The following is a 14,610-nucleotide window of genomic DNA, read 5'->3' as shown; positions in this document are numbered from 1 at the left end:
AGGAAGTACCGAAGATGGCCAAGCTGCAGAGCCTGGACCCGATTACGCCGATGTTCGCGCAGTTCAAGGAGAAGACCGGGCCCATCGTCCTGGCCAACACCTTCTTCGTTCCGAAGGAGAGGATTGAAACGTTCCTGACCCTCTTTCGGAGGCAGGCGGAGTTCATGAAGGCTCAGCCGGGATTCGTCTCCCTGCAGATGCACAAGGGAACGGCGGACAGTCAACTTCTGATGAACGTCGCGGTCTGGGAGTCGACCGAGGCTCTCGCCACGGCGTTCGGCAGCCCGGAGTTCCAGCGCATGGCTGCCGAGTTCCCCGACGACATCGTGTCGTACCCGCACATCTTCGAGCAGGTCGACGTATGACACAGCAGCTGTAGAGGCGTGACCGTGCTCGGCAGCGACTCCGCCCTGCGCGGCACCGTCCCCTTCCATGGTCGACGGGTTCCTCGCCCCCGCTCTCGTCCACCGCGGCAGTTCACGTCTGCCGAGTTCGAGGTGGAGGCCAAGATCCTCGCCCACGACGGCGAAGTCCGCCCGCTACCGTGAGGGGCGAGCCGATGGCGAGATGCCCTGGGGGGGCGGGGCCGCACGCCGACAAGGTGTTCCGCGTCCGTGGATCTGCACGAGTACCTCGGCCTGCCCACCGACGAGTCCTCGATCAACGTCACCCGCTCACGCCTGGGACGACCCGTCCACCAAGGACTCCTCGAACAACCAGCACGCGGAATATCGGAAACGGACTTAACGCCCTCTGATAAATCCATGGAGCCCAGTGCTACGGGCCACCAAGCTCCAAGGTCCTTGTGGCCGACAGCCGAATCGCGTGAGAATCAGCAGCATCGCGGCTGGTCAGCGGGGTGGTCACTCAAGAAGAAACGCACCGGAGTGCCGGTGTCCGGGCTGTCCGGTCACAGACGGCTGTAACACCCAGGCGCGGGGTGTTACAGCCCGTCGGCGAAGCCGACCTCTCATGGACGCAGGAGCCGGAGGCGACTTCCGCTTCGCACTGTCTGCGATACAGGAGGGCACTGCACAACTTAAGCGATCAAGGAATTATCAGGTCAGAGGCTATTTGCAAGGCAATCTCTGATTGTGCTCCGGAGCCGTGTGCGCAGGTTCGAATCCTGCCGGGGGCGCAGAAGCCGGACCAGCGTGATTACGCCGCTGACCTGCGGAAGTGCCAGACAACGAGAGTCGGACTCAGTCTCACTGAGTCCGACTCTTTGTCGTTGGTTCGCGCCAGTCGCGATAGAGCTGAGCACTGCTGGCCCGAAGTACCTGCAGGCATCGTGCGGGCCCCCGGAAGGCTGTTGCTCCCCAGCTGTCGACGAGCCCCGCTCAGGCGCAAACGCCCCCATGATTCGAAGCAACCTGCCAGACTTAGCGTCACTCAGATGCCCCACATAGTCACGAGGTGCGATCAGTGGATTGGGCTACGGCGGCAGCTTGTGGTTCAGCCGGCGGCGCCGTTGTCGAAGCAGTCGTGATCTTTGGCCGGATCACCTTGTGGCAGACGGAACGTCAAAAGGCGGCCGAACGCGGCCGCAAGAAACCGCGCCTGAAGAAGTTCGTCGATGTGCCAGCGCATGGCCTTGCCCTGCTGACACGGGTACTCATGGGTGCGGGCGCCGGCTGGCTCTTCCACACACAAGTGACTGGCGTGTACGCAGCAGTAGCAGCTGGCGCCGCTGCACCTGCCCTCTTGCGACAACTGGGAACGGCTAGGGCGCTCGGCCAAGACACGAGTACTGACGCGCAAGCAACGGACGTATCGTCGTCCGACACCCCAGGTTCTGAACTGTCGGGCCACACGGCCGCCGCCGCGAACACCGCGCCCGACCGAGGGAACCCCAGAGTGCCTCGTTCGCGAGTTGACCTGAGGGAGGAATCAGTCGAATGACAGGTCGCTCGTTCAGCAGCCGATACTGGAACTCCCTCCTCACACGGAACGTCGAAAAGCCTCCCGGGGAAGATCTCTGGTCACGCTATGTGGCTGAACTCTTGGATACACCCCTGGCCTACAGGCAAGGGCGTAGATCCGAGATGCAAGAAGAAGAGCACTCCCGATCTACTACAGAGGAACCCTACAGGGCCCTGGAAGGCACATCACGGAATCCGCTTAAAGCCGCACCATTCTTTCCGATCAGGAAATTCCCTTTTGCGTTTTTCGGTGCGCTCGCAGCCATTTTCTTCACCTACACACAAACAGGTGATGTGCTATTCACGGCGATTTTGTCAATCTTGATTTGCACAGCAGGCCTCATTGTCGATGGCGCAGTTGAACGGGCCAAGAACACAGGGCGCACGGAATCTGCAATTTTTGAATCAGCAGTGACAGTCACATCAGAGCAACTCGGGATACTTGCACTAAATCACCCCAAGGATCATGAGATCCTGAAACAGATCATCTCAAAACTTACTGAAACTGCGGCCATCGCGGCACACCCAAAGGCAAAGAGCGCCTTCTATTCTCTAGAGCGAGTCAACTCCCTTCGCCTAATTGCAACAAATGCACCTTCCGAATTCACTTCCGTATTCAACATGGACAGTGAAAACGGAAAGTTCATGCATCAAATTGCACGCAACAGTCGAATCAGGCGAATCTCGGACCCCACAAAGGATCCCGACAATTACCGCATTGACTTGCCGGGCAAATATCGCGCCGCCTGGATCTGCCCCGTGCTAGCAGACAAGAAGCCCTACGGTCTGCTAGTAGTCGAGGTTCCAAAATTGGAAAAAGATCCAGATTCGATCGAAAGTAAGCTCAGACTCGTGACATTCCTCATGAGTGCAGCATATGCAATCAGGACTAGCGATCGCCAAGAACCTGGCATGCTGCCTCAGCAAGGGCGCTCAGAAGTTCAAGGTAGCTTGCCAAGCATGGAATAAACGATCCTGACACTGCACCTAGCAGCACCGTTGCGTGTTCTCGGATGGTAAATTAGAGAACACGCAACGGAATTCCCTGCCTACCTACACCCAGCCCATCTCCTTTTCAACCTTTGTGTTCATGGCATCTTCCTGGCCGTAGATACAGCCTTCGCAGACGCGGTGAATAACCTCGGGTGAGTTGCCGACCCGACGGACGACCTCAGCTATTAATTTCGGTCAAGATGATCTTATTGTGACATCTAGACGCTCGAATATGAACTCCAGCATCGTGCGATCCGTCCCACTAGTTCCCTAGGCTGGCATATCCAATACGGAGTCTAGGCTCACGCGTCTCACCATGCGGAAAATTTCTCATATTTGTACGGCTCTACGATGAATTCATGCTCACGCCAACCGTCTCGACGACGGCAGTAGTTGCCTCGCCCGAGCCGGGACAGCGCCCCGCTAGGTCCCGCCTGTGGCAAGGTGCCATAGGCCAATGTCGAGGGTGGGTGGCGGGCGCTCGGATGGAGACGCGGCTTCCTCCCACTCGACGAAGAACTCGCTTGGGACCGACCGATCGAAAAGTGCTACGCCGCCTACGAAGGCACGGCGCCAATGCCCTCCCAGCAAGTCGCTCGGGGCGAAGGAGGTCGCGCCAGATCAGACAGGGCCCCGGTCTGTGGCCCTCTCGGTGATCCAAACGAAGCAGCCGAGCGCCCCTCCCTGACCGTGCTGCGAGAGCTGGGCATTACGCCCGCCCTCGCCGCTGCTCGGCCAGCCGACGCAGGTTGTCGAAAGAGAGCATGTCGTGCAGCTCGATCGGTATCTCCATCTCCTGCAGGGCCGAGGTGGCGGCCTTGTGGAGCATGGTGGCAAGTCTGCCGCAGAGCTTGCCAGCGGGCAGTTGCTGGAAGTCGTCGAGTTGCTTGAGCCGGAGCTGGTTCAGGTACCTCGCTGCTTCCTTTTCGCTGCGGATACGCCCAAGAAGGACATAGCAGACCTCGGGGGCGTCCATCGTGACCCCATCGCCCGTCTGGGCATTTAGCCCCGCCGCGGACTTGGCAAGGCTTACAAGCGCGTATCCCGCCCGGACGGAGTCGAGAGTGAAACCGACCCTGTCATCCAGCGCCAGCGCCGCCAGACCGGCCGACGTCTGCGCGTGTCCGTCGTCCCTCAAGGAGATCGAGAACTCCACCAAAAACCCCCGAACTGCGCGGTGGAAGTCGCGGTAGTCGCGTACGCGCGGGGCCAGTTCCCGAGCATAGGCAACGGACCGGTGTCTGCCTTCCAGGCGTAGAGCCCTCAGTAGCGAGACACGCGACTCCAGCACACCCGACCCGGTGCCCTTGACCGCCCCGGTGGCGGCCCACACCGCTTCCGGCGCAGGAAGGACACGAGAGATCAGGTAAGCGTCACGGTATCCGTCGACGTCGCTCGCACCAGCCTCCATCAGGGCACCGCCGGCCTGCCCGACCAGTTCGTATACCTTCTGAGCAGGCCCTTCCCTGTGCAGGTAGTCGACCACCGTCGACGCGATGGCCGGGTGCCGGCAGTACACGCGGTTACCGGCGAAAGTGACAGCCGCTTCATGGCCGAGGGTCTTGAGGATCTTGCCGTCGGCAAAGACGGCGTCCAGCCCCACCATGGCTGCGATCACGGGTCGGCTGGCGCCCCTGCTCAAGTTCCCGTCCTTGTCGAGGGTGTGCTGCATCACACAAATGCCAGCGAACACGTCGCTGAGGTCGACGGAGTCGGTCAGCTTGATCTCGCGGAGCTTGCGCAGGAGGTCCTCGACGCGGCTTCCAAGTTCTGGGCCATAACGGACGTCGAGGACGGCTCCGAAGAGGGTGTTGCTCTCGGCGGCCATGACACCTGCCGAGGAGGCGAGCCGTTTCGCAGCCACTTCGACGTTCTGGAGCGCGTTTGGCAGCAGCCCCATGCGTTGCCACGCTGCAGCGATGTTCCGGGCGTCGTCGCCCGTAATACCGTGAAAGAGAATGTCGTCGATCCACCGCTTCAGATAGGTGCCAGCGCCCTGCCACCACAAGCGATCGTGGCTGGCCAGTAGGAACACGATCCCCGAGCCCTCGGCCGTCCACACGTCATGGGTGGTTACGAGGTCGTCCATGATCAGATCGGCCTCGTCAACACAGACCAGAGTCTGCCCCCCGGAACGGATTTCGTTCAGCCACGCCTCCGTAATCGGAGGTGCGCCCGGTTCGCGCCACAGAACGTTCCATTCGGTGCGCGACGCCGCCACTGACAGGGCCACCTGACGCAGGGCCAAGGACTTGCCCTCACCCAGCGGGCCGATGGCCACCGCACCGCCTCCGCCACCGCCATCGAGCCACTTGAGTACCCTCTCCTCTAGGGTCACCGCCGTGCTGAGTGCCGGCCAGCGACCCGGCTCCGCGTCCGCCCACACCGGCTGCCTGCCCTCCGCGAAGGCACCCGGCACATACGACGCGACGGCGACCGGCCTGCGCGGCACGCGCGAGTACCCGAAGGGCGAGGAGGTCTCGTCAGCTTCAGTCTCATCCCGATCGAGTTCGCCGGTGAACAGTTCGTGCCCGTCAACTCCCAGGTAGAGGCTGAATCCTGGTGCCGCCGCGAGTTCCTTCAGCACCCCGTCGCCGACCACGGCGGCGGCATCCGTCTCGTACGCAGCCCAGAGCACCTCGGCCTGCAGTAGATCGGCCTCATTGAGGACACGGCTGCGCAGGCTCTTCATGAATCCGTCGAGCCACCCGCTATAACCCACGACGAGGACGACGGAGTTCCTCAGCAGCTCCTGCAACACCAAGTCCAGCTTGGGCCGGTCTGCGGTGATCCTCGATGGCACGTTGCTCGTCGCCGGTCCCGTCCAGTAGCCGTGAATGTGCAGCACGGGCTGGGTAACGGCCTCCCGCAACTGTTCCGGCGTAGGGGCCGAGTCCGTGGGGACCGGAATGGGGACCGCATCAACACCCGCCTCGCGTAGGGCGATCTCAATCAGCGGGTCGAAGTTCGTGGTGATGATCGGCCCCCGCACCTTGCCACTCAAGGCAGCGAAGAACCGGGCGAACCGTTGGTAACCGAGAGGGATTTGCCAGTTCCCGGACTTGACGTACGCCCGGCACAACTCCTCGTCCCGCGCGACCTTGGCCACGTCCTCCTCGGCCACGTCGCGGCACGCCCGCAACACTGCGGTGCGGATCGCCCGCATGACGAAGGATTCCCCGGCCTGCTTGGTCAGCAGGGCGGCGGCGTTCTGGTACTTCAGGCCAGGATCGTTGATGGGCGTGATCGTCTCATCGAACTTGGCGCGTCCCCGCTTCGGCACATGATCCCGGAAGATCTGAGTGAGTTCCGGGACACCCGGGAGAACCGCACTGCTGATCCCTGAACCGAAGACGGTGACAAGGCGGCGATCCGCCTCCTCGGCTATCACCTCAAGGCGGATTCTAAGGTCAGAGATGTCGCCGACGTCGATTGGATCCATAAGAAGATGAAACCATCGCAGGAGGACGGATGCACTCGCCCTGGGCAACATATCCCCGCACGGGACGAGTGCGTGTGCGCAGACGGGATGTTCACGGCCGATCAGGTGCAGCGCCGAGGTAGTCGGTGCATATGATCGGCGTCCGGCGGGCGCGTCGCGGAGCGACCGCGCACCGGCCACCGATGCCGAGGGGGATGCCACCGTTGAGTCCGCTGCACCTGGCCATCACCGCAGTCCTTGCCGTCTCCGGCATCGCGCTACAGATCTGGTCGTCGGCGCCCAGTCGAGCCGAGCGGCAGTACGCCCTCCAGTTGCCCGTGATCCTTCTCTACTCTTTGGCGGCGGCACTCTTCCTGTTCTCCGCCTTCCCAGACTCGCTGACCGAAGGCCGGGCGCTGGGGTTCGGGCTCGGCGGCGCCGCGGGCTTCGCCGCGTTCTTCATGATGGCGTCCTTCGCATGGCTGGCCAGAACGCGCAGACGCGACGAACTGGCAGCGGAGCTGAAGAAGGCCCTTCGGGAAAACGTCGCGCTCCGCAGAAAGCAGTTGAGCGAGCGTAAGCCGGGAGACGCCCCACGCCCCCTCGCCCAGTGCACCAGGTACGAACTGCCATTGCGCGGCGATCGGAGGCATCGGGTCGGAATGATCACCGGGAATTTGGCCAATGTCCTAGGGACGGACGTATGGGTCAATCCAGAGAATACCCGGATGGAGATGTCGCGCATCGACGAGCCCACAATTTCCGCAACGATCCGCTACAACGGCGGCCGCAGGGACGACGCCGGCCACCTAGTCAACGACACCATCGCCCTGGAGTTGGCCGAGCACATGGCAGGCCGCTCGCACGTGTCGGCTGGCCAGGTGCTGGTCACCGGGCCGGGAGAACTGCAGGAGAGCCACCAGGTCCGGCGGATCCTGCACGTCGCCGCCGTCGAGGGGGAGCCCGGCTCCGGTTACCGCCAAGTCATGAATCTGGAGCGGTGCGTCCACAACATCCTCGCCGAGATCGACAGTCTCGACGCGGCCGGAGAGGCACTGCGCTCGGTTGTGCTGCCTCTACTCGGGACCGGCGGGGGTAACAGCGACCTGCACAAGACCGTGGACACCCTGCTGGCGGCGACGGTGGGCTTCTTCCGATCACACGCGACGTCGCGGATCCGCGTCGTCTACCTGCTGGCTTACACAGACGTGCACGCCGCCGCTTGCAGGGCGGCCCTGGACGCGGATCCGGCACTCTCGTCGGAGGACTGATCACCTGGGGTTCCAAAGCTGAGGAACCAACTCAGGGTGTTGTGTCACTGTCGCCATCCTTTCAGACGGCCCAACACGCTTACTACCAGCCCCCTACAGTCTTCGGCAGGCGCCATGCGGTGGGAGTTCGATACCACCGAACTATCCTTTATTACCGTGACTTCCAGACATGACTCGCGCTAGGTGCAAGGTTGAGCGTCACGCCTCGCCTTACAGAACCTACGCATTATTCACCCCCCCCGGTCGGCTCTGCCGCTCCGTCCGGACTGCGGCGCTGGGACGCCGGTCCCGACCGGGCGGCAAGCTGGAGGCCGTGCACAGGAGAAGGCCGCGAACGACGGTCGCCAGGGGGAGACGAAGTCGGACGGGGCCGGAGCCGACTGGTCACGAGAGCATGCTCGGACCGCGACGAGCCGGGGTTCTTCAGCGTCAGTCAGGCAGCAGAAGCCCGACTCTTGAGGGCGTCTGTCGGCACTTGAGCCGTAGAGTCGAGCATCTCTGCCGCGAGGCCCGACGTAATCAGCTCGGCCAGCAACAAGGCCGCCTCTGGGCGGATCGTTCCGAGGCGCACCAAGTCGTCGCCCAAGACGTTCACGTCGGCTGCAAGGCCGGGGAAGTCTGACTCCAGGCCCAAGTCGGTGAGCAGTGAGGCCAAGGTGCCGGCGCTGCGTCGGGCCTGTGTCCAGCCGCGGACGTAGGGGACGTCCGGCATCAGATTCTCGGCGCGCTTGGCGACGACTCCTCGTCTGTCGGTCATGCGGTCAGGCCTTTCGTATCGGCTGCTCAGGTGCCCGGCTGCACTCATCACTGACGGTCAGCCCGGAGGCCAAAGCGCGCCGCAGTAGTTCGGCCAGGCGCGCCGCGGTTTCTGGTGACACGCGCCCGAGTTCGACCAGGCCGTGCCCGAAGGCGTTGAGGTCTGCGCGGAGGTAGGGAAAGTCCTTCTCCATGCCCGCGTTGATAAAGGCGTCTCGGAGAGCACTGGTCGCGTTGCGGGCCGCGTACCAACCGTCGCTGTCGAGCGGTGACCACCGGGCAGCGTCGTGACGTTGGGAGGCGTCATCCGGCATCGGTGGCCGTCCTCTCAGGAAGGGCCATGGCCACGGCGGCGGGAGAGGGGTACTGCTCGCCGTACCGGTCGACGCGCGCCACCAGTTCGGCAGCCGCCACGAGCATGGTTGCCAGGGCGACCGGACGAAGGGGATTGGCCTCCGGGCGCCGGACCGGGGCGCGGAGCCATTGGTAGCGGTCGCCGGACAGAGGCATAGGGCCAGGAACGACTACCGCGGAGCCAAGGCTCAGGTATCGATGCGGTGGAGGGGTCTGGGTCTCTCGTCCAAGGAAGTGGGCGAAAGTCTCTTGGCTCCGAGAGCTGAGGAAGAAGCCGACGCGCTTGGCCTTGTGATCCAGCATGGCGGGGCCCAATGGGAGTCCTCGGCACACAAGTTGATCGAAGGCCTCCAGCCCGATGCGTTCCTCGATCGTCACCACGTCGAAGAGACGGCCGGCGGGCAGCATGCACGGCGTACGGGGGTCGTCCGCCCATACTGCACGGCACATCACCGGATCGTCGGCAGCCGCGGACAGCCACTCGATGCCCCTTCTGGTCATCCTCTGCACGTCATCCCACCTCGGTCCGGCTGCGTAGCGGCCTCAATGCCGCCGTATGTCCAGAGTCGAGGTCAGGGGACTGGCCAGGGCAGATGACGAGAGGTGACGGGGGATGACGCAGCGAGCGGTGGTGCGTCATCCCCCGTCACCCGTCGGGTAAGGAACGATCTCTGCTTACCGTCCGCGAGAGGGGATTACCAGCGCGTACATTCGATGGTGAGAGTGAGTTGTCGTATTGGCGCACGTTCGGAGAGGGAACGGTCACGTCTTCGATGCAGACAAGCATCCGATTACGTGAGGCCCGTACAAGCCGTGGTTGGAGTCAGCCGCGCTTGGTGCGCGAGTTGCGCCAGGCAGCCGCCCGCCGTGGTCAGCCTCTCCCCTCGGACGCCAGTGTTAAGCGGCGTATCGCCAGTTGGGAGAACAGACACAGTCTCCCGGACGACTTCTACGGGCCGCTCCTGTGCGATGTCTACGGCACCAGCGCCGCTGAACTCGGTCTGAGCTACGGCGGGAGCCAGGACTCGGCGCTTCTGGACGCCAGCTACCCGGCCAGCCCAGACGCCGCGATCAGAAGCGTCGGGCAACTGTGGCGCGCCGACCTCAACGGTTACGAACCCTTGCTCCAGGCCGAGCCGTCCGAGCCAGCATGGAATGAAGCGTCCCTTCGCTGGTTGGTGGCGCCAGAGCCGGCCACTCCCCAGCAGCGACAAGCCAGCCTCCGGGTCGGTCTGGGGGATGTGGCTGCCATCAAGACCACCGCGGACATGTTCGCCCAGCTCGATGACCAGTTCGGGGGCGAGCACGCACGGCGCGCAGTAATCCAGTACCTGAGCAACGAGGTCGACCCACTGCTACAGGGCCGGTACACCGAGCAAGTCGGCCGGACCCTCTTCTCCACACGCCGAGGCAACGCTCCTCGCTGGTTGGATGTCTTACGACGCGTGCCACCACGGCCTAGCCCAGCGGTACTTCCTCCAGGCGCTCCGACTGGCGCAGGACGCCAACGATCGTCGGTTCGCCGGAAGCGTCCTGTCAGCCATGAGCCATCAGGCCACTTTCCTGGGGCACTACACGGAGGCCGCCACCCTTGCCCGCGCCGCGCTCATGGGCATCTCTCCTGTGGCCACGCCGACGCTGCGCGCCCAGTTCCACGCCATGGAGGCCCGTGCACTCGCACGTACTGGCGATGTCCGGGCCCGCGAGGCTGTGTTGAGTGCCGCAACGCGAACCTTGGAAAGCCGGAACAACGGCGACGAGCCAGAGTTATGCACTGATCGCGAGTGAGCAGCGAGTGGGTTTCAGGAACCTAAAGGCCGGCAGCGGACGGCGGGGCACGGGCGTGGCGTGGGTGTCCGAGCTCAGGGCAGTGGAGTGTCCAGAACATCAGGCAGCTTTGGCTCAGCCCTGGCACCCGCTGTCGTCCCGATAGCCGATCTCGGGACCGTCGGCTTGGCGCCTCTTGCTTCGGCAGGCCCTGCACGTGCCCGGAACTGTGGCTTCCATCATGGCGAATGTGATCTTGTCCTGATGAGATCGCCGGATGCTCGGTTTCCTCCTCCGTCTCCTGCCGTTCTGGGTCCGCGAGCCCCTGCTCATCGCGGTCGGGTCTGTTCTCGGCGTACGCATCATGTATCTCGCCGTCCGCGATCACGATCGGGTCGCGGCCGGTCTCGGCGTGGTGTTCCTCGTGTTCACCGCAATACGCGTCCACGCGGTGATCCGGGCCCTGCGCGCACGCCGGAACCCGAGTCCGACAGCCTCCGCAGACGGGGCGGCAGTCGATGCTGCCGCCCAGCCCCAGGCCCAGGCCGGAACCGGGCCGCGTCCCAGCCCGGACACCCCGGAGAAGGAGCACAACGCATGGAGCCAGGCCGTCGCGGCCGTGGCCGTGTTCGGGGCACTCGCGGCCGCGCTGTGGGTGGCCCCACGCTTCATGCCGTCCGACGACAACGCCCCGCAGCCGGCCTCGTGTTCGGGCGAGGCACACGAGGAGCTTCCGAAGGCCTACAAGGACACGCCCCAGCCTGTGACCGGTGAAGAGCTCTGCAAGGCGCTCAACCGACCAGACCTGGCCAAGCTCCTTGGAACGCCTGGAGAGACCGCGACCACTGTTTCCAGCACCAACAACACCGCTCCTCTGACTGATGGGAAGGTCGCCCAACCGGAGGCCGAGGTCGCGTTCGACACGTACACCGTGAATGTCTCGGCCACTTACAACGAGCTGTCGACCGACCAGTACGTGAAGCTGATGAAGTTCGGGGATGAGAAGGACATCAAGACGCTCAAGGTTCTCGGTCGGCCCGCGGTCCTCTCCTCGGATCACACCATGAAGCTCGAGATCAATCTCGGGAGTGGCGGATCCGGCGGACCGGTCGAACAAGGCCCCCTGGCCAGGACGCTGTCCGTGGCCCTGGACCGTAATGACCGAGGCGGCTACTGCGAGATCACCGTGTGGAGCACGTCCGGAGCCCTCCCGAACGACAGCGCTCTCCTCAACATCGCCGAGAAGGTTCTTCCGAGGATCCCCGAACGACCTGTCCGATGAGACGCCGAAAACATCTCGGCGAAAAGATCGGTCCAGTCACGCCGCCGACGACGGCATCAGCCTTGTGCAACTTTATTACTGGCTCAACTGCGCTACAACGACGACGTTCCGCAGCTCTCAGTACGGAGCCACGACGGCAAGCGCCTGCTCTCAACGCGGTGGAAATTTCCCTACACCATCAAGCCCTGCACCAAGTGCCCGCGCAAGCGCGGGCCAGCCCCTGGGCCTCGGCCCCTCTGCGCCTGCGGCGCCAGGGCCGAGCCCTGGGGCCGCGGCGGCGTACGGCCCCGAGTCGAGAACAGTCAACACGCCGATGGGCCGGTTGGCTCCGACCGCAGGCCGGTGTGCGCCGGTGGCGAGTGGCCTCACCTGGGCGTATACGATCCCCGGCCATGAAGCGTTCGATGATCGCGTTGGGCAGCGCAGGAGCAATCACACTCGCCCTGGGCGGGTATGCCGTCGGGGCGACGCGACACGACGGCGCGTCCGAGCGGTCCGCGACGTGTGAGCAGGCCAACCAGGATTTCGAGAAGCGGGCCGGCCAGTTCCGGAAGCAGAAGCAACGGGCGGCCCATGATGACGAGTACTTCAATTCCATAAGTTGGGAAATGGAGTCGACCCGGGTGAAGATCCTCAGCTTGATCGTGGTGCAGAATCCGACATGCTTCGGTGCCGGGACTCGTGCGACAGCGGCGTATCTGCAGCAACACCGATCTGAGGGCGAACAGGACGCCGGCGCGTGTGAACTCGCCGACGTCCCCTCCAAGGACTGCACGATCGCGGTTGGCTGAAGTGGGCGTCTGCTCGTTGCGTGCCCGATCAGAGGGCCGCAGCCGCGGCGAGCCTCTTCTACGGCCTGGCTGTTGTACAGCAGTGAGGTACAGCAACTATCGAGACCGGAGTCAACCGTCAGCAGTCCCGCATGACTGTCTGACCAGGCGAGCAGACCTCAGTGACCGTCGCGCCCATGGTTCGCATCGAGGGGCGCTGACCACCTGGAAGGTTGCTCAGCCATCGATGCTCAGCCATCGATGCTCCGCCACCTATGACCTCGAACAATGCCCATGGAGTACTCTCCCCGTCGATCCGCGCGAACGTTGGAAGTCCCTGTGTGCGCCGTTGTCTCCGGGCTGCGAGCCGTGCTCGCGATAGGTAGCGCCTGGGTTCTCGCGGGGGAGATGGACCGCCAAGCATCGGGCCGGGCTGGAGGACGCAGGTACGCCAGGGGGAACAGGACCCGCCGGTGAACCGGCTGGCGTCATCATCGGACATCGGATTGCTTCAGGTTGTAGTCCAACTCACCTTGTACGCATGGTGGTTGATGGGCCCTCAGGTTACTGACGGGACTCCCAGGGCAGATAGGATGCTCAAGTTGTCCACGTTGATCAAAGACGGGCAGCAAAATACAAGATCGAGCAAGGGAGTTGCGCCTTTATGGCTCGGAAGAGGAGAACCGCCGCTTCGTTCGCGGCCGTGTCGATGCTCGCCCTGGCAGCGACGACGCTCGGGGCCGGCACTGCGAGTGCGGCTCCGACCTTCACCTTCAAGTGCGTCCACCTCACATCGCCCAGCGAGTGGGAAACCGTCGCCTACAACCAGGACGGCCACTACGTCGGCCTGGCGCTGTTCGACCAGGACCCCTACGGCGGCAACCCGGGTGACGCCCTGTACGCGACGGACGCGGAGTCCGATGGGTACTGGGTGGAGGCGCACCTGAGCACGGGCCGCGTCGCGAGCACAAAGGGGCACACCGCGGGGTACACCGCCGGACCCGTCACAGGGGATCTGCCGGAGGACCACACGTACTCCCTGTCCATCGAGATGCACAATGCCGACTGGACCTACAGCTCACAGGGCTGCACGGCCAAGTCGTGACGACTCGCACCATGCCCTTGTGCCCGGCGAGCCGACCACGCCTCCCGGCGAGGGGTTGAAGTCGACGAGGACGGCTTGACGGTTCCGTGAAGACGAACATGCTCGACGAACTGGCCCGCAAGCTGGAGAAGCGATCCTCAGCGGCAAGGCTGATCGGGAATGCCCGTAGCTTCGCGACGGGCGTCGGCTCAAAGGCGGATGGGACCGGGTCGCGGAACATGGCCTCTTGCCGGCTGATCGTCGAGGCATGGAACAAGGCACGTCGCACAACCGGATCGAAATCGGCGGTTAGGACACGGCATCAACGGCGGTGCCTCGCGGCCCTGGGCCAGAACGCGAGTAGCGAGGCACAGTCGCTTACGCGCCAACGTGATCGTCGGACCGGGTCCATGGAGCTCTGGGAGTCATCGAGGTCCATGTCTCCTTGCAGGTCTGTGGACCATCCGTGGACCGACAAAGGCGCCCCCCTCTGAACCTCTGACCTGCTGAAACGCGCGAGACATATGGGGTTTCCGGAGCCGTGTGCGCAGGTTCGAATCCTGCCGGGGGAACTCGCCTATGACCAGCACAGATCATGCGCTGACCAGGGCGAATGCCGAAGTCCGTGAGCCGGACTCAGTCCCACTGAGTCCGGCTCTTTGTCGTTGATACGCACTGATCGCGACTTGCGATAGAGCGCCGCTACGCCTCAGGGGCGCCCTCCCCGCCCCACCCCATCGTCTGTTCGATCTTCTTGTTGTTCTCCTCCTCGGTGTCGTCGATGCAGCCCGCACAACGGCGGTGGATGACCTCCGGGGAGTTGCCGGCGCGGTGGGCCACCTCAGCCACCGGAAGCCCGGCGCGGAGCCAGTTAGTGATGCACATGGCCCCAGGTGATACGGCTTGCGGGCCAAGGGAGATTCCACCCTGTCCGACGGGAGCGCGAGCGGCCTGGCCTCCTGCCGCACCCGCCGATACTGAGACGCGCGC

12 protein-coding genes and 1 pseudogene are annotated in these 14,610 nt (G+C 63.9%); 7 read left to right on the top strand and 6 right to left on the bottom strand.

Annotated features, from left to right (window positions below; translation table 11 throughout):
- Positions 1–14: 14 nt before the first annotated feature.
- Positions 15–365, top strand: coding sequence for an antibiotic biosynthesis monooxygenase (locus KVT44_RS18570; protein ID WP_217567834.1), 351 nt, complete (start codon positions 15–17; stop codon positions 363–365).
- A 1,090-nt stretch (positions 366–1,455) separates the two neighbouring features.
- Here the strand turns inward: KVT44_RS18570 and KVT44_RS18565 are convergent.
- Positions 1,456–1,647: a hypothetical protein gene (locus tag KVT44_RS18565; RefSeq protein ID WP_217567833.1), complete on the bottom strand. Its 192-nt coding sequence runs from the start codon at positions 1,645–1,647 to the stop codon at positions 1,456–1,458.
- 398 nt (positions 1,648–2,045) lie between these two features.
- On the opposite strand from KVT44_RS18565, the gene KVT44_RS18560 reads away from it, so the two are divergent.
- Positions 2,046–2,891, top strand: coding sequence for a GAF domain-containing protein (locus tag KVT44_RS18560; protein ID WP_217567832.1), 846 nt, complete (start codon positions 2,046–2,048; stop codon positions 2,889–2,891).
- 733 nt (positions 2,892–3,624) lie between these two features.
- Here KVT44_RS18560 and KVT44_RS18555 read toward each other — a convergent pair.
- Positions 3,625–6,357, bottom strand: a complete 2,733-nt coding sequence (locus tag KVT44_RS18555) for an SIR2 family protein (protein ID WP_217567831.1) — start codon at positions 6,355–6,357, stop codon at positions 3,625–3,627.
- Positions 6,358–6,560: 203 nt separating this feature from the next.
- Here KVT44_RS18555 and KVT44_RS18550 point away from each other — a divergent pair, with 203 nt between their 5' ends.
- Positions 6,561–7,607, top strand: a complete 1,047-nt coding sequence (locus KVT44_RS18550) for a macro domain-containing protein (RefSeq protein ID WP_217567830.1) — start codon at positions 6,561–6,563, stop codon at positions 7,605–7,607.
- 433 nt (positions 7,608–8,040) lie between these two features.
- On the opposite strand, the gene KVT44_RS18545 is transcribed toward KVT44_RS18550, so the two are convergent.
- Genes KVT44_RS18545 through KVT44_RS18535 form a run of 3 tightly spaced genes read right to left on the bottom strand, consistent with a single transcriptional unit; the run spans position 8,041 to position 9,218 of the window.
- Entirely contained in the window at positions 8,041–8,364 is a 324-nt protein-coding gene (locus KVT44_RS18545; protein ID WP_217567829.1) for a hypothetical protein, read from the bottom strand.
- 4 nt (positions 8,365–8,368) lie between these two features.
- Complete coding sequence (locus KVT44_RS18540) at positions 8,369–8,677, bottom strand: hypothetical protein (protein WP_217567828.1); 309 nt, start codon at positions 8,675–8,677, stop codon at positions 8,369–8,371.
- Positions 8,667–9,218, bottom strand: coding sequence for a bifunctional DNA primase/polymerase (locus KVT44_RS18535; RefSeq protein ID WP_217567878.1), 552 nt, complete (start codon positions 9,216–9,218; stop codon positions 8,667–8,669). The genes KVT44_RS18540 and KVT44_RS18535 overlap by 11 nt, the downstream gene beginning before the upstream one ends.
- A 272-nt stretch (positions 9,219–9,490) precedes the next feature.
- Here KVT44_RS18535 and KVT44_RS18530 point away from each other — a divergent pair.
- The 4 genes and pseudogenes from KVT44_RS18530 to KVT44_RS18515 form a co-directional block, all read left to right on the top strand.
- Positions 9,491–10,484, top strand: a pseudogene (locus KVT44_RS18530) (hypothetical protein); the annotation flags it as partial.
- 277 nt (positions 10,485–10,761) lie between these two features.
- Entirely contained in the window at positions 10,762–11,766 is a 1,005-nt protein-coding gene (locus KVT44_RS18525; protein WP_217567827.1) for a DUF6215 domain-containing protein, read from the top strand.
- A 392-nt stretch (positions 11,767–12,158) separates the two neighbouring features.
- Positions 12,159–12,557: a hypothetical protein gene (locus tag KVT44_RS18520; protein WP_217567826.1), complete on the top strand. Its 399-nt coding sequence runs from the start codon at positions 12,159–12,161 to the stop codon at positions 12,555–12,557.
- Between the two features lie 643 nt (positions 12,558–13,200).
- Positions 13,201–13,641 carry a hypothetical protein gene (locus KVT44_RS18515; RefSeq protein WP_217567825.1) on the top strand — a complete coding sequence of 147 codons (441 nt, stop codon included), beginning with the start codon at positions 13,201–13,203 and terminating at the stop codon, positions 13,639–13,641.
- A 681-nt stretch (positions 13,642–14,322) separates the two neighbouring features.
- Here the strand turns inward: KVT44_RS18515 and KVT44_RS18510 are convergent.
- Complete coding sequence (locus KVT44_RS18510) at positions 14,323–14,505, bottom strand: hypothetical protein (RefSeq protein WP_302832068.1); 183 nt, start codon at positions 14,503–14,505, stop codon at positions 14,323–14,325.
- Positions 14,506–14,610 lie beyond the last annotated feature (105 nt).

Origin of the sequence: Streptomyces sp. GbtcB7 (assembly GCF_019091445.1) — a bacterium.
Classification (GTDB): Bacteria; Actinomycetota; Actinomycetes; order Streptomycetales; family Streptomycetaceae; genus Streptomyces; species Streptomyces mirabilis.
The sequence above is the reverse complement of the archived record's forward strand: the minus strand, read 5'-3'. Positions and strand labels throughout refer to the sequence as shown.